The 24,486-nt window shown below is 55.3% G+C and carries 22 protein-coding genes and 4 pseudogenes; 9 read left to right on the top strand and 17 right to left on the bottom strand.

All coding sequences use genetic code 11. The annotated features are described in order from the left end of the window. Positions 1–558 precede the first annotated feature (558 nt). Positions 559–954, top strand: a complete 396-nt coding sequence (locus tag PCPL58_RS02075; protein ID WP_005740917.1) for a CesT family type III secretion system chaperone — start codon at positions 559–561, stop codon at positions 952–954. Between the two features lie 12 nt (positions 955–966). Beyond that, positions 967–1,809 carry an AvrPphF family type III effector gene (locus tag PCPL58_RS28800; protein WP_083188297.1) on the top strand — a complete coding sequence of 281 codons (843 nt, stop codon included), beginning with the start codon at positions 967–969 and terminating at the stop codon, positions 1,807–1,809. Positions 1,810–2,084: 275 nt separating this feature from the next. Here the strand turns inward: PCPL58_RS28800 and PCPL58_RS02080 are convergent, their stop codons facing one another. The 4 genes from PCPL58_RS02080 to PCPL58_RS02095 all read right to left on the bottom strand — a co-directional run bounded on the left by PCPL58_RS02080 (position 2,085) and on the right by PCPL58_RS02095 (position 6,709). Beyond that, positions 2,085–3,242 (bottom strand): RNA-binding domain-containing protein, encoded by a 1,158-nt coding sequence (locus PCPL58_RS02080; protein ID WP_005740916.1) that lies wholly within the window; start codon positions 3,240–3,242, stop codon positions 2,085–2,087. Next, positions 3,224–5,890 (bottom strand): TrlF family AAA-like ATPase, encoded by a 2,667-nt coding sequence (locus tag PCPL58_RS02085; protein WP_005740914.1) that lies wholly within the window; start codon positions 5,888–5,890, stop codon positions 3,224–3,226. The genes PCPL58_RS02080 and PCPL58_RS02085 overlap by 19 nt, the downstream gene beginning before the upstream one ends. Before the next feature lie 109 nt (positions 5,891–5,999). Further along, positions 6,000–6,434, bottom strand: coding sequence for a MobA/MobL family protein (locus tag PCPL58_RS02090; protein WP_015060673.1), 435 nt, complete (start codon positions 6,432–6,434; stop codon positions 6,000–6,002). Between the two features lie 2 nt (positions 6,435–6,436). Further along, the gene (locus tag PCPL58_RS02095; protein WP_015060672.1) at positions 6,437–6,709 is read right to left on the bottom strand and encodes a hypothetical protein; all 273 of its coding nucleotides are present in this window, start codon (positions 6,707–6,709) and stop codon (positions 6,437–6,439) included. 153 nt (positions 6,710–6,862) lie between these two features. Here PCPL58_RS02095 and PCPL58_RS30510 point away from each other — a divergent pair, with 153 nt between their 5' ends. Then, entirely contained in the window at positions 6,863–7,120 is a 258-nt protein-coding gene (locus PCPL58_RS30510) for a hypothetical protein (protein ID WP_157893878.1), read from the top strand. A gap of 13 nt (positions 7,121–7,133) precedes the next feature. Here the strand turns inward: PCPL58_RS30510 and PCPL58_RS32400 are convergent, their stop codons facing one another. Next, complete coding sequence (locus PCPL58_RS32400) at positions 7,134–7,358, bottom strand: hypothetical protein (RefSeq protein ID WP_081079935.1); 225 nt, start codon at positions 7,356–7,358, stop codon at positions 7,134–7,136. Positions 7,359–7,427: 69 nt separating this feature from the next. On the opposite strand from PCPL58_RS32400, the gene PCPL58_RS02100 reads away from it, so the two are divergent. Continuing rightward, positions 7,428–7,709, top strand: a complete 282-nt coding sequence (locus PCPL58_RS02100; protein WP_060402791.1) for a hypothetical protein — start codon at positions 7,428–7,430, stop codon at positions 7,707–7,709. Next, a complete protein-coding gene (locus tag PCPL58_RS02105) occupies positions 7,690–8,919 on the top strand; it encodes an IS91 family transposase (RefSeq protein WP_065348575.1) in 1,230 nt (409 codons plus the stop codon). Before PCPL58_RS02100 ends, PCPL58_RS02105 begins: the two co-directional genes overlap by 20 nt. Before the next feature lie 181 nt (positions 8,920–9,100). Here PCPL58_RS02105 and PCPL58_RS31920 read toward each other — a convergent pair. The 7 genes and pseudogenes from PCPL58_RS31920 to mobA all read right to left on the bottom strand — a co-directional run. Next, a pseudogene (locus PCPL58_RS31920) lies at positions 9,101–9,793 on the bottom strand (reverse transcriptase domain-containing protein); the annotation flags it as partial. Positions 9,794–9,943: 150 nt separating this feature from the next. After that, positions 9,944–10,138, bottom strand: a pseudogene (locus tag PCPL58_RS31925) (S24 family peptidase); the annotation flags it as partial. Positions 10,139–10,767: 629 nt separating this feature from the next. Further along, a complete protein-coding gene (locus PCPL58_RS02115) occupies positions 10,768–11,514 on the bottom strand; it encodes a hypothetical protein (protein WP_065348702.1) in 747 nt (248 codons plus the stop codon). 481 nt (positions 11,515–11,995) lie between these two features. After that, entirely contained in the window at positions 11,996–12,424 is a 429-nt protein-coding gene (locus tag PCPL58_RS02120; RefSeq protein ID WP_011107000.1) for a GntR family transcriptional regulator, read from the bottom strand. Between the two features lie 77 nt (positions 12,425–12,501). Continuing rightward, positions 12,502–13,077, bottom strand: a pseudogene (locus PCPL58_RS02125) (F-type conjugative transfer protein TrbC); the annotation flags it as partial. Positions 13,078–13,337: 260 nt separating this feature from the next. After that, positions 13,338–15,293, bottom strand: a complete 1,956-nt coding sequence (gene traI / locus PCPL58_RS02130; RefSeq protein WP_065348704.1) for a TraI/MobA(P) family conjugative relaxase — start codon at positions 15,291–15,293, stop codon at positions 13,338–13,340. Between the two features lie 10 nt (positions 15,294–15,303). After that, a complete protein-coding gene (mobA, locus tag PCPL58_RS02135) occupies positions 15,304–15,633 on the bottom strand; it encodes a plasmid mobilization protein MobA (RefSeq protein WP_003344297.1) in 330 nt (109 codons plus the stop codon). Positions 15,634–15,892: 259 nt separating this feature from the next. On the opposite strand from mobA, the gene PCPL58_RS02140 reads away from it, so the two are divergent. Continuing rightward, a complete protein-coding gene (locus tag PCPL58_RS02140; protein ID WP_065348705.1) occupies positions 15,893–16,237 on the top strand; it encodes a hypothetical protein in 345 nt (114 codons plus the stop codon). 297 nt (positions 16,238–16,534) lie between these two features. Next, positions 16,535–16,812, top strand: a pseudogene (locus PCPL58_RS02145) (mobilization protein). Positions 16,813–16,878: 66 nt separating this feature from the next. Here the strand turns inward: PCPL58_RS02145 and PCPL58_RS02150 are convergent. The 3 genes from PCPL58_RS02150 to PCPL58_RS02160 are packed head-to-tail and all read right to left on the bottom strand — an operon-like array spanning position 16,879 to position 18,399. Then, positions 16,879–17,079 carry a hypothetical protein gene (locus PCPL58_RS02150; RefSeq protein ID WP_004666908.1) on the bottom strand — a complete coding sequence of 67 codons (201 nt, stop codon included), beginning with the start codon at positions 17,077–17,079 and terminating at the stop codon, positions 16,879–16,881. Between the two features lie 59 nt (positions 17,080–17,138). After that, complete coding sequence (locus PCPL58_RS02155) at positions 17,139–17,975, bottom strand: DUF932 domain-containing protein (RefSeq protein WP_065348706.1); 837 nt, start codon at positions 17,973–17,975, stop codon at positions 17,139–17,141. A gap of 46 nt (positions 17,976–18,021) precedes the next feature. Next, positions 18,022–18,399 (bottom strand): hypothetical protein, encoded by a 378-nt coding sequence (locus PCPL58_RS02160; RefSeq protein ID WP_065348707.1) that lies wholly within the window; start codon positions 18,397–18,399, stop codon positions 18,022–18,024. A 596-nt stretch (positions 18,400–18,995) separates the two neighbouring features. On the opposite strand from PCPL58_RS02160, the gene PCPL58_RS02165 reads away from it, so the two are divergent. Then, complete coding sequence (locus PCPL58_RS02165; RefSeq protein WP_031599007.1) at positions 18,996–19,523, top strand: PBECR2 nuclease fold domain-containing protein; 528 nt, start codon at positions 18,996–18,998, stop codon at positions 19,521–19,523. A 169-nt stretch (positions 19,524–19,692) separates the two neighbouring features. Here the strand turns inward: PCPL58_RS02165 and PCPL58_RS02170 are convergent, their stop codons facing one another. Beyond that, positions 19,693–20,142 carry a TrfB-related DNA-binding protein gene (locus PCPL58_RS02170; protein ID WP_031599008.1) on the bottom strand — a complete coding sequence of 150 codons (450 nt, stop codon included), beginning with the start codon at positions 20,140–20,142 and terminating at the stop codon, positions 19,693–19,695. A gap of 530 nt (positions 20,143–20,672) precedes the next feature. Between PCPL58_RS02170 and PCPL58_RS02175 the strand changes: the two genes are divergently transcribed. Then, positions 20,673–22,325: a methyl-accepting chemotaxis protein gene (locus PCPL58_RS02175; protein WP_083188291.1), complete on the top strand. Its 1,653-nt coding sequence runs from the start codon at positions 20,673–20,675 to the stop codon at positions 22,323–22,325. 364 nt (positions 22,326–22,689) lie between these two features. On the opposite strand, the gene PCPL58_RS02180 is transcribed toward PCPL58_RS02175, so the two are convergent. Further along, positions 22,690–24,486 (bottom strand): UvrD-helicase domain-containing protein, encoded by a 1,797-nt coding sequence (locus tag PCPL58_RS02180; RefSeq protein ID WP_065348709.1) that lies wholly within the window; start codon positions 24,484–24,486, stop codon positions 22,690–22,692.

A 24,486-nucleotide genomic window follows, 5' to 3' on the forward strand; every position in this document is an offset into this window, starting at 1 on the left:
ATGCGAAGCCAGCGCGCACACGCGCCCGGTTGAGGACTGGGGCGACTTGTCGCCCTGGGCCTCAGAATCCGGGTCAAGCGCCCGCAGGGTGGCCGTAGGCCAGGGCAGGGCAGTTTCATCGCCCTGGGCCGCTTAGACGGCTGATCCACTTTGTCACAGGCACAGACCATACGCGCCGTGCCGAAGGCACGACTTGCGCGTGCATTATTGCTTTATGAGGTGGGTTTCCACCGCGTAAATCCCTGTTTTTCCTGAAAGGGGTTGTAAGCCGGAATCCCAGAAATTTCCGTCATGGCCGGGAAGCCACTACTGGTGCGGATTGACGCCAAACAGTTATTTTCCAGCTGCGACGTCGCCAAGCCGAAAACTGTTTGATTGAGCGGCCAAAACATGTACGGAAAACCGTGTCGGATAGCAAAAGCAGCCGTGAACCGCTCAGGTGACGTTTTCCGACGGGATTTTCTGGGGTTCCGGCTTACAACCCCTATACAGGAACAGTTGGTGGAACTTCAATAGGGTGTCGTACCACTCAGCTGGCTCAATATCTAAGGGGACCCCATGAAAAATTCATTCGACCGCTTAATCGATGGGCTCGCAAAAGACTATGGCATGCCTAGTTTTCCTGAGAAGAAACATGAGCACGAAATCTATTGTTTTGAATTTAATACCGGCGTCTCAATCAAAATTTACCAAGACAAATTTCGCTGGGTGTATTTCGTGGCCGAAATCGGTCAGCTCCATAAAACTGATGCCGATACGTTGATTAGTATACTTTATCTCAACACTTTCAGTTTTAGAAAGCCTTTCTTTACACTGGGTTTGAATAGCAAAAAAATTGGAGAGTTACATGCGCGTACCCCTTTGCTGGAGGTTGATAACGTCCAGATGCGAGAGGTGTTTGAGAACTTGCTAGGCGTAGCAGCTGAAATTAAAAAAACTTTCGATTTTAATTGAGGGGTGTTGTTTGTGGGTAATATTTGTGGTACTTCCAGCTCCCATTATGTATATAGTCCGCCAGTAAGCCCTCGACATGTATCGGGTTCGTCCACACCGGTGCACAGTGTAGGCGGTCAAGGCCTAACCTCGGTGTATCAACTTTCCGCTGAGGCACGAGATGATTTTCTTGATCGCTTTGACCCAATGCGAAACCTAGGTCTGAACTCGGAAACGCCGCTTTACAGGACCACGGATACCAGCTGGCGCAATGTTATTGCGCAAGTAAGAAATCCTGACGAAGATCCGCGCATCGACCATCTGCTGACAATGGCAGAAGAAATTTACAAGGCATCAAGCACTTTTAGAAAAAGAATGAACGCAGTTGCGGGCGAAGGTGGTGTCACGATAAGGATCGTGCCAGACAGTGAGATCGGCCATTCCTTTGGGCATGCCGCAACAAGACCGGCAACTCGGTCTATTGCCTTGACAGAGACAACAGCAAGCAACGTTCAAGGAAGTCACTATCAATCTCTCAATATATTATTGGTTGAACTCTCAAACCTGAGCCGGGCCAATGAAATTGCGGAGATCCGTTCCAGTTTCCAGCAGGGACGAATAGGTCAGCGGCGCGCGGCTCATAACGCCGAAAGAGCAGAGTATGGAACGATCGAAGACATGGTCAAATATTTTACGGAGGCTCGACCTGTCATAGAATCACTAGGCTACGGGAATCCGTCGATGTGGTACGCCGCACACGACTACGGCGGCGGAATCGTGCCAGCATACCGATCATTCGAAGATTACTACGCAACAGCGCTTTCAAGCGGCCATACCCACGTTCACCTTAACAACTATTCTCGGTCTTATGAATAGCTGCGTTGGAGGTCGCGGGTGATCGTGGACACCAAGGGCTTCCCCATTGAGCACAAGCCCAATAGTTTCTGTTTGACTCCGCTGCATGTGCCGGATCGACGGAAAGAAGGTGAAGGACTGCGGTACTACAAACGGTCATCTTGAGCTGATCGCTCGGACCCTGATGAAAGACGCACGTGAGGGCCTCGTTGGGCCGTAAGCCCATCGACTCAGACGCGCTGGTGCTCGGGCTGGATCTTAAGCGACAAAATTTCCGAGGGCTCCAGCGTATCTATCTACAACACACCGGGGCGTACTACAATGGCTTTGAACAGATTCCCGGCACGATCATCGACGAGTTCAATTTGCGGCCAGGCCCTCAGTGCGCGCAGCAGGCCGCTACCCAGACCACGGTAAGGCAAGAGCTTGGCGGCGAAGGAAGCCAGGATGGGATTGCGCATATTGGAGTTACCTGCTTTGATGTTTTCAATGGTCAGGTTGTTGGGTAGGTGGCCAGGACTGATGATCTCGACTCGATCCATAAAGACCAGCACGCGCACCGGGGCGCTGATGAAGTAGTCGCGATGTACAAGCGCGTTGGCAACCAATTCTTCCCAGACGATGCGCGGTATCTCGGCCTGACCCGGAGAGTTGAAGCCTTGGGCACCCTGCACGGCGCGGGTATTGGCGATGATAAAACCCAGAGCCTGCTGGAACACGTCAGCCAGCTTGCCGGTTATGTCGCGGCTGTCGATGTAGCGCTCGTCCTCAATCTCGTTGCCTACAAAGGCCACTGCCTTGATGATGAAGGCTGGCAGTGCGTAGTGCGGCACCTTGGCAAACAGCAGGCTGCCGGCCACATTGAGGTGTCCTTGGTTCATCAGATTCATGTTGGTCAGCAACTGAGGTAGCGGCTGGTTGTGTAACGCCAGCTGCTCGCCGAATTGCTGCTCAAAAAATGCTTCGAAATAGGGCAAGTCCACCTCCCCCGGGCCCAAGCCCGCCACAGGTGTTTCATCGGCATGTACCAGGCCCGCTTGCTGAAATAGGCGCTGAAGTTCCTCGCGTGAGGTGGCACGGCGCTTGTCTGAGCCATTCTTCACCCAAATAGTGCCGTTTTTATCCATGTATGGCTTGCTGATGCCTTCAGGAATAGAGACGACCATTACTGTGCCATTTGGGTGCGGCACGTTGTCTGTAAACGGATTTACAGCTGGACGGACGTTTTGAGAAGCCGCATTGGAGACAAGTTGGTTGAGGCGAGCCAAGTCGGCACCGGACAGCCCGCGCACCGATCCATCGTCATTCACGCCGATGAGGATGCGCCCGCCAGCGGTGTTGCTAAAAGCAACGATCTCGGCGGCCAACGCATCGGCATTGGTCATGTCAGCTTTGAATTGCTGGCGGCTGTCCTCGCCTCGACTGATGACGTCGATCAGCTCTGTAGTTTCCATAAATTGTAAACCTCTTTACGGCGGTTGAAGGCTTCCTGGCCTCCTTCCATAATGTTGATGATGGCCTCCTGCACCGGATGGGCATCGATGCTACCGCTTTGTGTGGCGACCTTCTCGTCTTGGTACTGAAAGGCGTGCACCTGCTCTGCGTCACCCAGCACTGGGAAGTTGGCGTTGTGGGTAGCGAAGATGAACTGGGCGTGAGGTTTCATCTCGCGCAGCAGTTTGATCACATCGTCATAGATGGTCTGGTTGTCCAAATCGTCTTCCGGCTGGTCTATAATGATGACATCGTTCTGTCGTTGGCTGAGTACATATAACAGCAGGGCCGAAGCGCGCTGTCCGAGCGAGTGGTGCCTCAGCTCCTTGCCGCGATAACGGATCACGAAGCGGTTTGGCACCTGCCATGCGCTAAACTCGACCAGGTACTGCATAAAAGTCTTCTCAAAGACTTCAGGCGCGCTTCCAGCCTTGACTAAAGCCCCAGGCAGTGAACGCAGCAGCCCACCGAAATCGGCATAGTCCTCCATAACCGCTCGCAGGGTGGTTTCGCGGATGTTACTACCCTTAAAAAGCTGCTGCATGAAGCTAATAGCGGCTTCTTTGTCACCTTTGAAGTCAGCTTCGATCTGCAAGGCTGTGTTGACAGCGTTCACGCGATCCAGCTCCGTCTTGATGGTGGTAAATTCCCTCAGCCAAAGTTCATTGAGCTTGTCGATTTCGGCAAATAACGCATCGCGAATGGTGGTCTGCTGTGATTCCTGCTTGGCTAAAGCATCCAGCATTTGCTCCGCCTTGGTTTTGCGCTGTTGCTGGGCCAGAAAATCGTCCGGCTGGATGGCTGTCATACCGGTTTGCTTGAGTTCTTGAGCCAGTTGCCGCTCGACTTGCGCAAACTCCTCCTGAAGACTCTTACTAGCCCCTTCAAACTCGTACTGCTTGGTCCCGAGACGAGCCGCAACAGCGCGCATGTCCTGCTCGATCTGCTTGAGCTGATCGACCCCGGCAACGAGGTTGGAAAATTCGGCGTTGTAAGCCACGAAGAAGTCTGGATTCTGCTTGGAAACGTAGCTCGTCGCGTTGCGCAGTTCGTCCTCATGCTCGGCGATGAGGCTGCCCAAGGCGAGGATGAAGTCGTCTGCACGCTCCGCCATGCGCGCGAGCGCAGTTGCGTCCTGCTGGAATCCCAGACGCTTTTGGAGCTTGTCGGCGACACCGTACTCTTCGAACTTCTTCAGACGGAAGTTCGCATCGGTAAGCTGAGCGTTGAAGTCACGTTTAGTTTCGGCAATGTTGCTGAGCTTGAGCCAGCGTTGCGCAGCTTCGCACACGCGCTGGCGCTGAGTTTCGATTGCTTCGCGCAGCACACGGAGCTTTTCGCCAACCAGTTTCTCCACCAGATCGGTCTCGAAGCCTTCGCCGGTACTTGAGAGATCTTTTTGCCCGAAATAGATCGGGCTGCGCAGCACTGTTTCTCGAATCGAAACGCCGGGTTGCAAGGTGCCGCCCAGATAAACGTTAGGTGCTTCGCGGAAGATGCGGGAGATGGTGAACTCTTGGCCGTAAATATCGCAAGCCGTTAGCGTCACCTTGCCGCCGCTGCCCAAGGTGTGGCGGATCAACTCATCTTTGTACTTGGTGTCCTGTACCTTCTCGCCTCGCGGAATATCAAGAGCATAGCGCACAGCCTCCAAGAGAGAGGACTTGCCGCTGCCCCGGATGCCGATGAGCGCATTGAGCTCGGAGGAGAAGTGCAGCGTCTGACCGTCGAGAATGCCACCATCAAAGTGGATGCTTCGAATGTGCGAGGCCTTATGTTTCTGCGGTTCCATAGCCACCCGCGCAGCGGGATCACCCAAGGCAAACTTCACCGCCCCGAAGGACAGCTCGCCTAGCTTTAAGTAGCTGGTTTTGCCCCGACCAATTTCATCTATACCCTTGGGGTCGCTGCCTTCGAGTTCCGCGGGGTACCAGCTTTGCAGCCAGCTTTGAATCTTAGTGCGGCAAGGTTTGTCTTTGCCCGCCCCGTCGTGAGTGCGAACCTTCTGAAATGCCAGCGTTCTGCGCCGGAAGAATTCATTTTGCCCCAAATCAGTGAGTCGGCCGCCATCCAGCTCCGCCCACAAGCCACTCGGTGCTTCGACGTGGGCGAAGACTAAAAAGAAGTCGCGGTGATAGCTTTCCAGTTTCTTGATCGTCTCCAAAAGAGACCAGGAGGAACGGCCGTTCTCCTGCTCGTACTGCGCCGGCGTTTTACCTTCGAATGCGCTTGTCAGGAAGGGGTTGATGTGGTCGTGCTCATCAATCCATTCGTCTGAGAATACAACAAGAGTGTGGATGCCATTGGCCCCATCGTTGACCGACAACTCGACGCCCGGCAGCAGGGCAATGCCCTTATTCTGAGCCGTTTTTCGCAGCGCTTTGAACTCATCAAGGTCGAACTTGTTGTGATTAGTGATGACGCCCAGCCGTATGCTAGCTTTCTCAAGCGCATCCACGTAGTTGCTGTGATAGAAGTTGTCATCGCCCGTGTACTTGAATTCGCGATCAGCTCGTGTGTGCAGATGAAAGTCTGCGCGTATCCACTGCGCGCCTTCCGCGAAGACAACTGATCGAGCCCTTGACTGCTTTGGTGGCAGACTTTTCATCGTGCCTTCTCCTTACAGGGGGGTTGTACGCCCAAACCGCCGAAATTTCCGGCCAGCCTATAAACGCGTTCTTTGAGACTGGATAGCGTTACGCAACTGATGCAAAAACCTATTGCCATATCATCTGGAAAGGCAACAGGTTGGCCAGCTTGATGCCAAACGCAGATGCCAGTTTTTGGCGCGCTCCGTCATCCAGTTCGGCGGGTAGCGCGATGATCCACTCTCGACCAGTCCGGCCATCCTTGCGCTTTTCTGCGGATTCGGCGGCGTTCCACAGAGCATTACGCTCGGTGCTGGTGCCGTCCGGAAACATGATCTCTGTGGAAAAAACACCACCGCGCCGTGTGTAGTCATGGACAAGACTGGTGCGGATATCAACCAGCTTAGTACCAGACCGATAGGCAGCAGCAACGTACGAACGTCCGGCGCTACGTGCTATCGGCTTGGTACTGGCGTGGAAGATGGCGATGGTTTCTGCCTCTGTTTTGGCTTGTGATCTCCCCCGAATGCGGCGGTTCAGAAAACGGATTTCCGGGTGTGTCACTTTTAGTGTTCTTTCGGTACCTTAATGAAGCCATCAGCAATACCTTGTGCCAGCAACTCCATCATTTTCGCGAAACGAAAAAAACCTGGATATTGCAGGCAGATATAGTCCATTTGGATTTTTGATGAGCTGTCGAGCACCTGTTTGAAAACCATCATATAGTCATAGCAGCCCTGTAGTAGCTGGCTATCGCCACTTTCTGTCGATGGAAATCGACTGGCATAATCATGGACTGTCTTCGCCAGCTGGTGTTGCTCTGCGGATAAATCGAGCATTTTTATGCCTAATGAAAAGGGTTTGATACTGTTGACCGAGAGACTGAAAATAATTTAGCAGGGGTTGTAAGCCGGAACCCCAGAAAATCCCGTCGGAAAACGTCACCTGAGCGGTTCACGGCTGCTTTTGCTATCCGACACGGTTTTCCGTACATGTTTTGGCCGCTCAATCAAACAGTTTTCGGCTTGGCGACGTCGCAGCTGGAAAATAACTGTTTGGCGTCAATCCGCACCAGTAGTGGCTTCCCGGCCATGACGGAAATTTCTGGGATTCCGGCTTACAACCCCAACCTGCCCAACTCACCCATATCGATGTCACGAAAGGCGTACACCATCCCTTCAGGCAAGGGCTGGCGGGTAACAGAAATGTTAGGGGGCAACCAAAAATCGCCGCCTGACGTATCGGGGTGATCGGTCCGTGTTGTCATGCTTCGCTCCAATGCAACGCTGACCCACCAAATCGGCGCGCCAGGTGTTCAATCTCGGTGATGCCATATAGGGAAAGTGACGGTGACACCGTCACATTACTCCGCGCAGCCACATCACACGCTACATTCCACGCGAAACCGCGTTCTCGACGCAGTGCTTGCAATCCTTTGATCACCAATTCACGTTCAGCGTCTGAGAACTGGGCAGCCTGCGGCTGCAAATTGTGGGATTTTGAAATCGGTTATCATAGCCGAAATCGAGTCGATACCTCCTCAGCACAGGCTTACACATGGCGTCAGAGACAAAAAAACGTAAACGGGCGAGCCGGGCAAAAGCCAAGGCAAAGCAGACCCGTCTCCAACGCGCCGGGCATACCACCTTCGTGCCCGATACCGACTTTTCCTTCGATATCGATCCTTTCGGTGATGTCGATCTTTGTAGTTGCTGCCAGACAACGTATCTGAACGACATGTTTCCCGACGCTTCTTGCGTAAGCGTTTCGATGAGAGAAGGGCCAGGCGGATTCGCCATCACCGCCGTCATTCACCACGATGAGGAGCCGCCCTGCTGACGTGGCCTCTGCACCGCCTGCTTACACACCTCGACCGCTCAAAAACCTCTTCACGGCCAACGGCTGCTGGGCAGATTTGCTGGAAGCCGGCGGTCTGCGCCAAATCGAAGTGGAGTCGATCAGCAAAATGCTCGCCTGCGGCACCTCGATACTGGGCGTCAAACACTACACCTGTGGCAATGAGCATTGCCCGCACGTCAAATACCTGTGCAACACCTGCCATTGCCGGGCCTGTCCCTCCTGCGGCAAAAAGGCCACCGACCAGTGGATCGCCGTGCAAAACAACCGTCTGCCCGACTGCCCCTGGCAGCATCTGGTGTTCACGCTGCCCGACACGCTGTGGCCCCTGTTCTTCTACAACCGCTGGCTGCTCGATGCGCTGTTTCGGCTGGCGGCCGATAACCTGATCTACGCCGCCAAGCGGCGCGGTTTGCGCGTCGGGATTTTCGGGGCGCTGCACACCTATGGCCGGCGGCTCAACTGGCATCCCCACGTCCACCTGTCGGTGACCGCGGGCGGCCTGGATGAGCAGGGCGTCTGGAAAAATCTGTCGTTCCACAAAGAGGCCCTGCGGCGGCGCTGGATGTGGCTGGTGCGCGATTACCTGCTGGGACAGCCGCTTTCGCAACTGACGATGCCGCCGCCGCTGGCCCACATCCTCTGTGAAAGCGACTGGCGCCGTCTGATACTGACCGCTGGCGGCCAGCACTGGCACATCCACTTGTCGAAGAAGACGGAAAACGGGCGAAAGACCGTCAATTACCTGGGCCGCTACCTGAAAAAACCGCCGATCTCGGGCAGTCGTCTGGCGCATTACACCTGCGGGGCCACGTTGAGCTTCACCTACCTGGATCACCGCACACAGACCTATCAGCAGGAAACGCTGAGCCAGGCCGACATGCTGCGCCGGGTGGTGCAGCACATCCCGGAAAAGCATTTCCGGATGATCCGGTATTTTGGTTTTCTGGCCAATCGGGTCTGCGGGCAGTACCTGCCGAAGGTCTATGAAGCACTGAAGATGGCGACGCCAGGACCGGTACCAAAGCTGTATTTTGCGCAGATGGCCAAAGCCTTTCTAAACGTCGATCCGTTCCGTTGCGTGCTGTGTGGCGCACGGATGGTATACACGGCGGCAATCAGCGGGCTGACGGTGCAGGGACTGGTCCTCAACGCTCAGGCGATCGCGCAGATGAGGTACGTGAAGCCCTGACAGGGGGAAGGTGCGTCCGCACCTAAGCTTCGCGGTTAAATAACCTGCGTTAATGCGGATTGATAGGGATTTTCACTGCATAAGTAACGCATCAGCGTCTTCCTACCCATCGCTATGAAGGCATGACGCCTCCTTCCATAGCGTCAGCTTGATGCATAGGCATTTTGAAATTCCTATGCATGAACGACGTGATATCCGCATCCAATATCCAGTTCACTTTTTGGCTTTTCAGCGCGACCGTTAACGCATCCAGCGCATCGTGCTGGCTGCGTCCCGGCCGAAACCCGTACGAGAATCCCAGAAAGTCCTCTTCATAGATCGCATTCAAAACGGTAACGACCGCCTGCTGTACGATCTTGTCCTCCAGAGAGGCAATGCCCAGCGGGCGCTGCCTGCCGTCGGCTTTGGGGATATAGACCCGCCGCGATGGCGTTGCACGGAAGGCTCCACTGTGGAGCCTTCCGTGCAAATCGGTCACCCGCTGGAGAAGACCTTCCTCATATTCTCGCCACGACATGCCATCCACACCCACCGCAGCATCGCGGCGAAGCGCATAAAAGCTCTGCGCCAATAACTGCGGTGTGATGTGGTGCAGCAATGCCGTGAACTGCATGCCCTTGTTCCTTCGGGCTGCTTTACGTACACCTTCAAGTCCCATCGACGCGCAACTGATCCGGCTCTGTGTCCGGGACGCGGGGGGCGTGTCGGTGTTTCCCTTGGCTACGGCCCTTTCCTCCACCATCTCCGCAGGGCTTGGCCCCTTGTTCGATGGCTTCTCAGGTACTACGGACGTATCCGACTTCTCAGCGACGTAGGCAGCAGGGTTACGGCTTTTGGCCTTTCCTGCTCCGCCCGGTGCTTGCGCACCGGGCATCGCCGAGATCTCCCAGTTTCTGTGTGAAGGACTTCCCGACGTGCACAGGGTCTCCGACCGCGCGGGATCAGAGCATGACTGGCGTATAACGCCATGCTCCGTATTGCCTTCTGCTTCGCTTAACAGCACCAGACTGTCATGAAAAATCTTTGCGCCCTCCATGCTGTCGCCATCGATCTTGGCCACGTAGATGTGAGGCGCACGCAAATCCATCAGTCGGTCGAATGAAAAGTCCTGCTCGATGTGGTCCGCAGCAGGATTAGGAAAACCGGCAGGGATTTTGAAAGTGTAGAAGGGTATGACCTTTCCGGACCCGCACAATCGACCGAGTATTTTGACGTTCATGATGCAAACCTGGCTGGAAACAGAGTTAACTGTATGGATGTACAGTTAACGGCTCACTGCGGTCACACGTCAACTCAGGCCGACCAACTGCGCAAAACGCATGCCTTCATTGAAGGCAAACAGCGGCCACATAGGTTCTGATATTTATGCGAAGCCAGCGCGCACACGCGCCCGGTTGAGGACTGGGGCGACTTGTCGCCCTGGGCCTCAGAATCCGGGTCAAGCGCCCGTAGGGTGGCCGTAGGCCAGGGCAGGGCAGCTTCATCGCCCTGGGCCGCTTAGACAGGCTGTTTCACCGGCGTATAGGCGCAGATATACGCGCCGTGCCGAAGGCACGACTTGCGCGTGCATTACTGCTTTATGAGGTGGGTTTCCACCGCGTAAAGCCCTGTTTTTCCTGAAAGGGGTAACTGAAGGGGGGATAAAATTTCATTTATTTCAAAGCCTTCAGAACGACACCTGCAAAATGGCCAAAAAGAGCCGTTGGCACAGCCAAAAAACGGCACAACCAGCACCGTCGTGCGGTCCTGGTGGTGCCTGGCCATAGGGTCACCCACCTCCCTTAAAACGCAGGCGTGACAATGCCTCCGCGTGAGCGGATGCGGTTTTCGGACAAAGTGATGAGTTGCTTAGACTTTCCTGGTCATGGACGCGAGGAGCCTGTCTAGCGCACTGGACACGTTGTTGCTGCCAGGCATCGATGCGCTGGAGTCCGCGACATCTTGCGTATCCGGTACGCCAGCCTCCCGATTTTCCTTGGCCTGCCAGCGCTGACGCGACGTTTCACGGCGCTGGAGTTCCAAAGAGTGCTTTTCCATGTCCGCCAAGCGCTGTTGCCCTATGTCGCGCAGCTGAGCATCGCGACGCTTCTTGGCCGACTTCTGCACACGTTCATGAACATAGGCCAAGCCAAGGTCTTTCCAGAAAAGCTTGGTGAAGCGGATCAGGACGCGGGTGCGCACCAGGTGCAGACCGTTATCGTCCTTCTCGTCCAGGCGAATGCGCTCAATACGGCGGTACACATACCCCGCATCATCCAGGGTTTTCATCAGGCGACACAGCGCCGGTGCCGAGATACCGGCATCCTCGGCAATGCCACACTGAGTGTTCAGCACATAACGGCCATTGTCGGGGTCGATGTAGCCCAGCACGCTGGTGGCCAGGTCCAGGCGCACCAGCAGCTGCTCGGCCACGCGCTCGATGGCCAGAAACTTCTCCCGCCGGGTACGCCGATCTCCGTGAACGCCATCCAGGCGGCGCAGGTATTGGCCCCGGTAGCTGTCCATGTTGCTCAGGCGCTCGTAGGCCGAGCGGATCAGGGGATTTTTAAGCTGTTGTTCAGAGAGATGACGGGGAGCCGCATAACGGGCAGGCATTGCCCGACCGGGGCGACGTAAAGCGGAGTGAGGGTCAGAAGGGGAGAGCCTGACGGCCTTGAGGTGCCTCATGCTTCACCGCCTTGGCCATGAAGGCCATGCGCAACGGTAAAACGTGTCAGGTATTGGTGATGCTGGGGGTACAGGTCTGCCTTTAGAAGGGGCACAGCCTGCTGAAGAATCTTTTCCATAAGTCCACCGTTCAGCGGTGAACTGAAGGCTTCACTTTTGACGGCTTGCACAAAGCCGCAGTGAACGCCATAATCAGCTCACGTTATGTGTGTTGAACAGGTGTTCCCATCTCTAAGGGCCTGTTCAAGATTTTCCAAAAAGCCCCGCCGGCAAGCGGGGCTTTTTGGTTTCTGCAATTCGTGAATCTACATCGTCGCTTTCCTGCAAATAAAACTGTGCCGGATAGTAGCATGGGAGCCTCGCTTTTCGCGTTACAAAATCCGTTGCTTTCAACAAGCTAGGTCAGTCATCAGCACGTGGTAGGGCGCAGTTGACCCAGGACACGCAGGATTTCGTTTTCAAAGGCCACTTTTGATTCGAAATCGCCCAGCTTTGTATGGCGTTCTGCAACGCACCTCAGCAAGCCCGGCAGATGACCGTACTGGGGAGGCTCATTGCCGTTCGTGACTAGGTAGCTTTTGTGGTACTGCGCGGCGATATAGCCCTGCGTCTCCAACGAACGCAGCGCTTCGCGCACCGGCATACGGCTGACCTGGAAGGCATTGGCAATGGCTTGATGCGTAAGGGGTTCACCCGGTTCAAGCCGCCCATCAATGATGGCTTCGCGAAGCGCCACTTCAATTGTCTCCCGGGGCAGCGCTACAGGCCGTGCAATGCCGAGGGCTATGGTTTCAAGCACGTGCTGCGCGTGCAGTTTCTGCGTTTTGCGGTTACTCATTTACAGCTCCTTTTTACGCATGCGACACAACCCTGCGCCGGCGCATCGGTATCGGCGCGGCACAGGGTTGCGGTCTATTAATCCCAGTCGAACGGCGCCGGCGAATACGATCCGTCGTCGAAATAGGGCGGTGACTGGTCGTGGCTTGGTGGAACAGGCGTTGCGGCTCTAGGTGCAGGCGCCTTGCCCTTCACTTTCGGCGCTCTGGCCGGATCGATGTGCTGCGCCTGGTAGGCCTGCAACCGCTTGCTGCCGACGGTCAGATCCAGCGCCGTGGACGATTGCGCCACGTAGCCGCTTCCGCGCTTGGGCACATGCTCCAGCGCTGTGTGCCATAACAAGGTGCTGCGCACTGCCGCTCCAGGACGGCGACGCCAGATCAGCCGCCACTCTTCTCCCAGCTCGTTCAAGACGACCAACGTCGGATCTGTCAGCACCAGGTTTTCAAGGTCTGAACGGCCAGGCTTCATCGCCAGGTGGTACAGGATCTGCTGCACGCGGTCCGCGCGCGGATAGCTGCGCCGAATGTGAGCAGGCGCACCGGCCAACAAGGTGTCCAGCGCTGGCGGGGCCACCTCGATGAAACGGTTGATCCGGATCGCTTCCTTGGACAGCTTGTCAGCATCGTGAATGTACAAGGAGCTGCCGCGCAGAATCCAGTGATAAATGAAGGGCTTACTCGAAAGCTTTGGCATCGCGTTGTGCGGTTTGGCCACGTCAATCTTGGTAGCGCTCGCCAACGTCGTTGTCGCCCGCATGACGGGCTTTGACTTCTCCTCCATATGGGGGCCATGCACACCAGCTTCGCCGCCGCATCAGGGTACTACTTAGGCTCACTCAACTTCCACTAAAGGGCCACCGCGATCCTACTGATCCAAATGCTGATTATCGCGGTCCTGGTCAATGTTTCGCCTCAACCAACGAACGGCCTTGGAGGCTGGTAATCATCATCGGGGACGTCATCCATCGGGTCATGCCGAGCTGGGGAGTGGGTACTCACCTCCGGCTCGTCGTAGCCGTAATACTGACGGTGATCCCTCTCGATCACGTCGTAGCGCGCCAACTGTTCTGGATCGGTCACTTGGAACACATACTGACTTCCGCGATGGTTGACGCCACATCCCGCATCAAGCACCTGGTCTACGAACTGGTCATCACCAATGATCCTCACAGCGTCACCGCTTTTCGTGGATACCAGGTTGGCGGCCAGCCGATAATTGTCCAACTCATCGTCGTCATTGAACCCCGGTTTTACGTGGACGAAATCGCCACGGTCGATCACACCCACCCGGCCATCGCGCAGATATTCGACAGTGCCGTCACGATGCAAATGTGACGTGTAAGAGCGCAGGTGATAGACAGCAGAATCATCTGCCTGGCCGCACTGGATAAGACGATCAAACCCACCGTTCGGAGTGCGCTCCTTCCGCTTTTCTCGATACACAAATCCACGCAGTTGACTGACAGCCGCAACGTCTCCTCTGAGAGCTTGCTGCTCGACCCAGGGACGGTATGCAAGCGGACGAAGCAAGCCCTTTTCGGCAAGCGCTTGCCGCTCGTCACGAAGCTCGATGCGCAACTCAGCCATGGCTTTCATCCGGTCGAACTCGGCAACTCGATACAGCAACTTGCGAAGCAAAGGATCGTGCTGAGAGCGTTTGACGTCCGCCTTCATTGCCTGGTAGCGAGCAGCCACTTGCTGGTATCGATCCTTGACATGAAGATCAGGTTTTTCCCATCCCTCACGATAGCGTTTGTAGCGCATTTTTAAGTCCAGCCGAGCCTCAGCTCTCGCCTGCCGGCGATCGAAGCGCACGTCTTTATCTCGGAGTTCAAATGCAGGCTGGTAATAGGAAGAAATACCATAGCTCCATTCTTCATGTTCGAAGGTGGGTGGTCCTTCAAACGGGCCTATGTGGGCCTCCAATCGAAACTTGGTCAGCGTCGGATGAACCGAAGAAGCCTTGACCACAGGACCCTCGGGGCGCAAGAAATCATAGATCACCAAACCTTCGCCTTGCTCCCTCAATCCCAAGCCACGTTCATGCAGGGCCAGATGGATTTGACGCCAGGTAATCTCTCGCGATTCGATAAGCTCAGATATCTTTTCGCGCACCTCACGCACGGCGTAATGATAGAGACTCTCGGTGTTTGAATAGACCTGCAATGGCACAGTCCCTTGCGGAGCACTGCCATACCGAAAAGGAGCACGGACCAATTGGTCGTTGACACCCCACTGCCAACTCCCATTGTCCTGAATGAATCCGTATTTGCGTTCGAGAACGCGGCAGCTTTTCTGCAACGTGTCAGCATCATTCCACAAGGCGGCGGCTTTGTAGGTAATGGGATTGACTCGGTTCACGGCTACATGACAGTGCGTATTGTCGGTGTCCTGGTGAATAGCGGTGACGTACTGATGTTCTTCCATGCCCAGCTGACGAATGCAGTGTTCGGCGCACTCGAATATCTGCGCATCTGTAGGCAGTTCGTTTTCGCGCCACGACAAGATGAAGTGATAGACCGGGTCCTGGCAGCGACGACTTTGGGCGGCAACCATGTTCATTTCCGCCGCCGATGTCTCCCAGGAGAAGCAGTTTGTCTCGCAAGAAATGCCCCCACTGATCAAGCGCTGACGACCATCGGGGAACATGTCGGTGATCACGACGGCACGGTCGTCTCCATCATTTCGATCCGCATAATCAACGAGCCGATCAAACATCGCCTTCTTGGTGCGCGAAGCATTCTGGCGAGGCGTAGCGCTGACTAGATCATCATCTTTGGGCTTGTCACCACGGTCGCTGATATAGCTCACCAGCCGGTTAAAGCTGGAGCCCTTATCGCCGCGTTTCGGGGGGATGATGACGTTCATGGCTGATTAGCTACTTGATGCGAGTCTGGGACAGATCGATGGCATTGACGGCATTTCGGATGGCGACCAACACGTCAGAGAATTGCTTGCTCAGATCAGTTGTCATGCTGTCCTGCATCTGGTTGAACAGGTGCTTTTGCAAACCACCGAGCTGTAGCAACGCGGCCATAAGCTTCTTGTCAGTCGGTGTCTTGATTTTGCGATTCAGCGCAGCACGACGCATCAGATCTGAAACAGATATCTCGGCAGCCAGCGCTTTTTCGCGAATCAAGGCTGCATCCTCTTCAGTGCAACGAATTTCGATCCTCACCGTTGCTTGACGCGCTGTGCTTTTCGACATGCTCTGACTCAACCTTAACTAACTGAATGACGCTGTCGGGGTGTCGGGGCGGAGCCCTGATCCGGGTTTTGTCGGATGGACCGCGTGCGGGCCGTCCGTACAAAACATTTCCGGTCAATATCTTAAACCGTCTTTACACCTTTTAAATACCATATTACCCTAAAGCGGGCAAGAGCGCTGCGGGGGTGGTTGGGGCCCGAAATTCGAGCAGGCTCTCCAGACCTTTGAAAAGCGCAGGACACGTAAGGGGCTGATTTTCATGGCAAAGACAAGGCTGTACACCCAGCATGATCTGGCTGCGGCCCGAGAGTTTCTGGACGGCCTCCCCTCGCTGAAGGTGGACAAGTTCCAGCGCTTTGGGCCTAAAGCGTCAGTCAGCGAAAAACTGTACGCGGCCCTGCACGATGAAGACTTTACCCTCACGGATATTTTGCACTTCCTAGAAAAGCATGGATTCAGCTCGACGGTAGACAAACTGCGCACGATGCGTAGAGTGATGTTCACGCTTGACATTGATCAGCCTGAATCCCGTGCCCCATCACGGTGTATTGATATCAGCAGAATGCGGGTGCATACGTGGATAAAAAGAAAAAAATCACGCTAGATCAGGTAGAGGTCGCCAGGCAAGCTCTTGCGGCTTTGCCGGACCTCAGTCAGGACAGAATGTCGAAAGGTCAATTTCTGAGCGCGCTTGCGGATAGATTTCACACGTTGTCTCAAGAAAAGGGATACTCACTGCTGGCCATACAAGAAGCCCTCAGAACAATAGGTGTGAGAACATCCCCTGCACGTATTGCGTTGCTGGTAACTGAATACGCCAGACGGTCAAAGAAACGAGAGCACGGCTCAAAGCACTAACTTAATGTAGAGTAACCCATCAGTACATCAGGATACCCAGCCTATGGCCAAGCAGAAAACATTCACCCAACAAGACCTGGAAGCCGCCCGTCAAAAACTGGCCGATCTGCCAGACCTGAGCAAGGACAAATGAGCCAGGCCGAAGTGCTACAGTCGCTCAAAGAACAAATCGTTGAGCTGTGTTCGGCCAAGGGTTACTCCGTCTCGGAGGTTAAACAGGCTCTCGCTGATGTTGGTCTGAACGTGAGTGTTCGGGAAATTACCGACCTGACCACTAAGCGCAAACGTGCGGCACCTCGGGCTAAGCCTCAGGTTGCCTGAGCGCTCAAAGCCATCCAACAAAAAAGCCCCACATCGAGGGGCTTTTTTGTTCCAAGGCAACCGTCTTCAATCAGTGTAAAGATAATCAGCAAGATCGATTTTTTCCGATTGACCATCCATACCGGTGACAACAAAGGTACACGCGCTGTCTGGTTCGCCGTCAGCGATACGTGCCTGAAAGAAACGCTGTGCGACGTCAAGGGCGGCTTCTTTATGTGCGCCTACTGATTCTGTGTAGATGGTCCAGGTGACTACGTAGCCGTTCATTATCTTCATCCTTACGTTGATGTCAGAGTTGGGCGCCGCCAACGCCCAGTTGTGTTGAATTAAGCGGCTTTTCTGTGCTCACCCATAGCCTGCGCAAGTACCCACAAGGCCCGGTTCAGTTTCACGTCCTGATCAATCCCATTGACCGCTCGCGTGGTCGTGCGTCGGCCTTGCTTGTTACGCCCGGTCAAACCGCCTTTGATGGTGTTTTCCTGGACTCGATTGAAGGTGGTCCAAAGGTCGCTGCTACGGTCCTCCCGACGGCGTGGCATGAGCAACTGGGACGGGGTAACAGGCGCAGGTCCTTCTGCCGGATCGTAGCGATACGCCAAGGCAGCCAATGCAAAAGCCTCTTGCTCGTCCTGGTCTAATTGTTGATGCTTCATGTCAGCGGTGATGTGGTCGATCTGTTCGAAATGCTTCAACACTTCGAAGGCGCCTTCGATCACGTCATGCACCACATCACCACGACCGCTGTGTCGCACTTTCTGGTCAGCGGCAACGTCTCCCAGTACCAGTCCATTTACACACACGAAACGGAATTTTCCTCCAATCATCTGATAGCTGCTGCTGCCATCGTGGCTGTTGAGGAGGATGATTTCGTTGGCTTCCTGGTCCAGGATCTGGCTCGCATGGCGCAGGCGCAGCATGTGCTTGGTGTGCTCACGTTTGCCCTGGTCACGCACGCGTGTCTGACAGGCCATGAATGGTTCAAATCCTTCGGCGCGCAGCGCATCAAGTACCTGCACGGTCGGGATATACAGATAACGTGCCGACCTGCTGTCGTGCGCTTCTTCGGCGAAGATGGAAGGCACATAGTGGGCGATCTGATCGTTGCTCAGTGGGACGTCACTGCGGATCATGCATGGGTTACGGAAGTTGCTGGACATACGCATATTTTTTCTCCTGGTGTAGCGCCCGGCCTGACGGGCGTAAGCGGGGTTAAGCGGCGAAAAGGTCACCCTGGCGGTCGGCGTAGCTGCACCAGCGGGCAAACGATTCGTTGCCGCACCAGGTCTGAATTTTTTCCACGAAGCCTTCACGACGCGCTGTGGTGATTAGTTCGGCGACCACCTCGGCCGAGTCACCCATTTCAAAGCAGTTGTCGAACTGGCGTTCGCCCAGGCCTTCGAAACCGTTGTCCCAAAGTTCATACCGGACTACGGCGTCTGCCAGGTCATGCTTGAACGTCAGCACCAGGAACTCGACGCGGGCATTGAACTTGTGTACCTGGCGACTCAGTTTCAGCAGCTTTTTGCAGATCTCGACCTGACCGCTTGTGAAGCGCTTCATCAGCTGTTGCTTTGCTTGTCTGTTCATTTCGTCTCACCTCTGTGCCGGCTTTGCTGAGTGCCTTTCGCCGATGCGCTTAGGTCGATCGGGCGCACGGCGAAAGGTGCGCAGCAAAGCCTGCAGGTGATACGGGAGGTACAGGCAGCGACGGCAAGCGGAGCGCGCAGGCCGAGAGGCCGGAGGCGTTAGAGCCGGCTTGCCGGCGAGGATTGAAGCCCGAAGGGTCGAGACGGGCCGGCTTCATGGCCTGGCTCGATGCGCAGCACGAAAGCCCGGCCCTGAGCGCAGCGAAGGGAACGCCCAGGAGGAACCCTCAGTGGTCCAGCTGCACCTAGTCAAAAGGTGGATGCCCACTCCCCTACCTTCCCCCATTCACCAGGCAACATCTGCGCATCAGCTTGTGCACTACCTGCCTGGCCAGGCCAACTTCGTCGGCCGCCTCGGCGAGGCGGTGTCTCATCAGTCGCAGGTGTTATAGAGTCATTGCAAGAAGAGATTGGTAAGCTGCACTCCACGCTGTTGCGGATCGAGCACATGCCAGATCCAAACACGTCACCCGCAGCCCCCATGGCTGGCTATGACGATCCGCTCGGCGAAATTTTTTAGCGTTTGAAGAGCCGGCGATGATCAAGGAATTACCAGGGCAATCCGGTTGGGAGGATTTGGGTCTACCAGATCTTCGATACCTTGTAAGGGAGCTGCGCTCACCAGCTATATCGGAAATCAAGAGAGGCGACACGTTTGAAGAGGCTTTGGCAATTATCCACGAGCACTTCGGAATGTCGGTGCCCTCGGTCACATCCCGGACGTTCGAAACCCCCGTAGGCTCAGTAACGGTTCTCAAACCAAGCTTGGCACATATTGTCGAGAAACGTCCGGACTCCCGGGAACGCTACGTCAGACATGCCATAGACACGCTTTCCGGGCCATTTGAGGTTTGGCGGGTGCAGTACGACAACGGCGACTATCGCCTAGCGTTCGTTGGAGCATACGAAGCGAAAAACGACATGCTGGTTATCGTCGATGTAAAAGGAGGAAATATCCTTTGGAATTTCATGCATTGCTCGTCAAAGAAGATGAATCCTCACCGACGCGGTGAGCTCCTGTACCGCCGTTATGAAATCGAAAGCAAAGAAAAAGGGCAGCTTTGAGGGCTGCCCTTAAGGTTTGAATCCTGATATTGGCATCCTCAGGAAATGGGATGAGAGGTCTCACCGCCACCGATTTTGCAGAATCGCCGGGGTACCTACGTCAGTCGTTGCCCTGCAAGGCCACTGATTTCGCGCTCTGTAGTCACACTACCTATCAATGATTATGTCGTCAACCCCCGCTGACCCCAGCGGTTTGCTCTCTCCCCACTTGATGCGCCAATCTCAGTTCAGCAGCCAGGTCTGCTACCTGCCTTGCAGCAGCAGGCGGCAACCACGCTTCAACCTTCACCCATTCACCAGGCAACATCTGCAGGCGAGCCCGAATCCGTGTCATCAGCCTGTGCACCACCTGCCTAGCCAGACCCACGTCAGCGGCCGCCTCGGCCATGCTGGCCCCCATCACCAGGATCAGTCTGGCGGCCTGGATAGACTTTTCCGAAAATGGCCGGCTTCGACTCTGACCAGCGAGCACATGCATCACTCGCTCAAACTCAGCCGCAGTCATCAAGGCACAGTCAGGCGCTGGGCTGATCAGTCGTATCAATTGGTTGATTTCCGAAGGGCTATAGGTCTGAAGTATGTGATCCACTACGCCTACGAGGTCCGATTTGATCTCCACCGAACATCCTTTCCAATTGGCGCCAAAATTAGTCACCTATTGTAACCACAAATGATCATTTTTTGTAAGCGAGCCGACTTGTCACCACTTGTAACTTTTTTGTGTGGTTTATTAGGGTCTACCCGCTGCGCGCAAGATCAAATGCTGACTACCGTAAATCAGTAGACAATTCTGACTAACGAAATTGCTACCGCGCCTGCAGCGTGGTGGAGGCCAGCGCGACACGTCACCCTGTCCATCACTTGCTCGAGACGAGGCTAATCAGATGGCCACGGTCAGCCGATCTACCGGGTACGAGTTCATAAAAGCAGCGCTCTGCTCTGGCCGCGCAGTCAACCACTCCACATACTACAGGTGTTGAAAGGTCGGATTCTCAACAGGGACGGGGGAGTCGCTTGCCTGCACAATCGTAAAAATATCATTCAGCCACCATTTAAAGCTTGAGTCGGGTACGCCGATAGATTTGGAATCTGCGATGAATTTCACACAGCTTCTAATTCAATGTGCCCAATAGTCTTATAGGTTCCCTCATGTCCCAGACCCAAGCGGCTTATGTCGGCCTCACTGTAAAAAAACGATTGATGACCTCGACCTTCGCCATCATCGTTGCGTTTATTGCTCTGGCAGTTTTCATGATCCACACGCTCAAGACATCAACCGAGAATGTCGATGCGCTCTACAACCGGGATTTTCTGGCGACCGAGGCCGTAAATAGTATCGACGGTGCACTGACCCGCGTGGACATCAACATTCTGCGCATGATTGCCATCGGCAATCCGGAGCAGACCGCTGGCTGGAAGAATGAGAACGAAGCTGCTTTCGCCAGGCTAGACGAACTGACCGTCCAGCTCGGCAAGAACACTGCTGAAACGCTGGATGTAACGCTCACTCAGCAGTTGCAGCGCGATTACACCAAGCTGCGTGACGGCATGCGCCATCAGACGACTGTTATCCAGACGGGTGATATCGCTGCTGCCAGCAACATCAACCGCACTGAAGTCAAACCGTTTGCCGAGCAGGTGTTCAAGACCCTGCAGACCCTGCGCGAGCAAGGCAAACAACGTGCCGGCGAGCGCTTTGAAGCACAGGAAGGCAGCGCCAACCAGGCCAACAATCTGGCCATCGGCGCCACACTGGTGATCGCAATACTGGGCGTCATCGTGACGCTACTGACCATACGCAGCATCCTCGCAGCCATCGGTGGCGAACCGGCTACCGTGGCCACCATTACGCGCACCATCGCCACGGGCGACTTGAGCAGTACGATCAAGGTCAATGCCAATGACAACACCAGCGTCGCCGCTGCCGTGGTTGCCATGCAGACGCAACTGCGCAATACCCTGCAGCAGATTTCAAACTCGGCAACGCAATTGGCCGCCGCTGCCGAAGAGATGACTGCCATCACCGAAGACGGCGTTCAAGGCATCCAGCGACAGAACAACGAGATTGACCAGGCCGCAACGGCTGTCAATGAAATGACCAGCGCAGTGGAAGAAGTCGCTCGTAACGCCGAACACACCGCACGCTCGTCAAGCAATGCGACCAGTGCGGCGCAGGCCGGTCTGGGGCTGGTCAAGAAAACCGTCAGCGCAATCAACACCATGAGCACCGACGTACAGAAAACGGCTACCTTGATTGGCGAGCTGGCGGGTCAGTCGCGCGACATCGGCAAGGTTCTGGATGTGATCCGTGGCCTGGCCGAACAGACCAACCTGCTGGCCCTCAACGCCGCGATCGAAGCCGCTCGTGCGGGCGAAGCCGGACGCGGATTTGCTGTAGTGGCAGACGAAGTTCGTGCCCTGGCGCACCGCACCCAGCAATCAACCAGCGAAATCGAGCGCTTGGTGACCAACATTCAAAGTGGCACTGAGCGGGCTGTGGGCTCGATGCGCGGCAATACCGAACTGGCCAGTGAAACACTCGGTATCGCCGAGGGCGCCAATGATTCTCTGACCGTCATCAGCGCGGCGGTGAGCGAGATCAACGACCTCAATCTGGTCATTGCCAGCGCTGCGCAACAGCAGGCAAACGTCGCACGGGAAGTGGACCGCAATCTGGTCAACATACGTGATCTGTCTGCGCAATCCTCATTGGGCGCGCAGCAAACCAGCAGTGCAAGCCGTGAACTATCGACGCTGGCGCTGGATCTGAACAATATCGTCGGGCGCTTCCGTCTGTCCTGATAGGGGTCTATTCCGGCTAGGTGTAACGACCTGCAATCGAAATGGCACACGGGCTCTGAACAAAAATGTCACCACATGCAACCTTTCTATATCATCACTTTTGGGTATACCCGACATGAACGGCCATTGGGCGGCCTAAATTGCTGCCGATTGCCCGAAGTCGCCAAGTATGCCAAACCGCGACTCCAAAAAAGCCCGTCAGCGCGGGCTTTTTTGGAGGGCCTATTGAACATAGCTCCCGTTATGCGCAGTGAAGACGCAGCACGGTGCCGAAGGGCTGGGTAGCCGCTTAGGTTCGATTATCGCCTCTTACGACGGACAGCAGTCGGCCAGGAGCGGTCATTTGCGACAAGATTCTTACCCGTCAAGAAAGCTGGTTGTACTGGAATGCACATCCAGTAAGTACGTCGGTTGGTTGATAATCTCCGCTCCAGCCTCGACTGCGACCGCGTTCAGAGATCAGATGTAGGTTTTTTCTGGCCCGCGACGACACCACATACATGAGCTTCTTAGCTGTCTCGGTCTGGTTCGGATCGCTGAAGTGGGGAACCATTCCCTCTAGTAGGCCATAGGCGATCACTGCGTCATACTCGGCGCCCTTGACCCCGTGGATCGTCGACACGGTCACACCAGTTCGGTCCGCAAAGACCTTCCTGAACATCCCCAATTCAGCAATCGCCTCAGCGCCTTCCTTGATGAGCTTATCGATGCGCTTCTGCGAGGATTCAAAGAAAGCGTCGTGATGCTCTTGAAGCGCCGCGTAGGTATGGCGATCGATCCCGAAAGTGGAACATAGCTGGTCGAAGAACGCTCGGAGGAACGCCAGGCCGTCGTTCTCGGTGATGATGATGGCGTTGCAGGCGCGCAGCAGTGTCTTGCGGTCCAAACCTGGAACCTCTACGCCCGCGTCGCTGAGGTCGGCGATTACCTCTCCCGCCCATCGCATCCGGCGTACATAAAGCTGTGGGGACGCCTCCGTCAGAATAATCCGGGCGAGCTTGTACCAGAAATTGTCGACGTCGCGCGCGAAGGGCACCATGCCCGGGCCATCGAATGAATAGGCCGGAAGCGCCGCGACCAGCCGGCGTGTCATGCTTGCGAGATGGACCCACCAAGGCGCAACGATGCAGACCTCATGCTGAGCGATCCCGAGCGTTTCGACGTTGAATCTGATGAGTCTTACAAGCTCTTCCTCCAGCGCATCGCGGTGCGTCTGGTGATCGAACGACACTACGCTCGCGCAGTCCTTGTCCTTTCCCACCGCCTCGATCTTCGAAGGCAAGACCTTGTAATTGCCGAAATAGCTCACAATGCGCGATGACGACCGGTAATTGTGTGATAGCTCCATTTCCTTGAAGGCGATGCCGCACTGCGTCCCAAAGTCGGACGCCGTGATCGCATAGCCGCCAAGCGAGCCATAGATTGCCTGATTAGGATCGCCTACGACGAAGGCGGACGTACCGCCTTTAGACGCTTTCAGGATCGATGCGAGGATTGTATATTGGATTTCCCGCGTGTCCTGAAACTCATCGAGGAGCACGCATTCGATGATCGAACCCAGCAGCACGCTGATCGACGGATTATTCTCGATGAGTTGATAGGCGTAGAAAAGGATCAGTTCAAAATCGAGCTGCCGCTCGGCACGAAGCGCCTTCCAATATGCCTGCAAAACTTCCCCAATTGCTTCATGTTTGTTGGTCTTGTTGCATGTCAGGACATAGCCGTTCGGCGTGAAATAATATGCGCAGTCGAAGCTGCTGAGCTTAGTGCCCTGCGCCGCGCTGCAGAGCTCCTCGTGCATTCGTTCGGTGTCATGGGCATTGATCACCCGGAAACCGTGCATGAGCTCCGAGTGATAGATTCCATAGGGCTTTAAGATCCATTCGAGACAGAAGGAGTGGATCGTGCCAATCCAAAGCTGGCTCGTATCGACGCCAAGCTGCTCTATCCGTTCCTGAATCTCATCCGCAGCCCGGTGCGTGTAGGTGATCGCGACGACGCGTTTTTTGTCCGACTTAAGCTCCGACAACAGTCGGGCGATCTTGTAGGTGAGGGTCCTCGTTTTACCGCTCCCTGGGCAAGCAACGAGGAAGACGCTGCCTGGGTGCTCGATGGCTGCGACTTGGGCGTCGTTCAGATCCTTCCTGTCCCAGACAAACAT

The organism is Pseudomonas cerasi (genome assembly GCF_900074915.1).
GTDB classification, from domain to species: Bacteria; Pseudomonadota; Gammaproteobacteria; order Pseudomonadales; family Pseudomonadaceae; genus Aquipseudomonas; species Aquipseudomonas cerasi.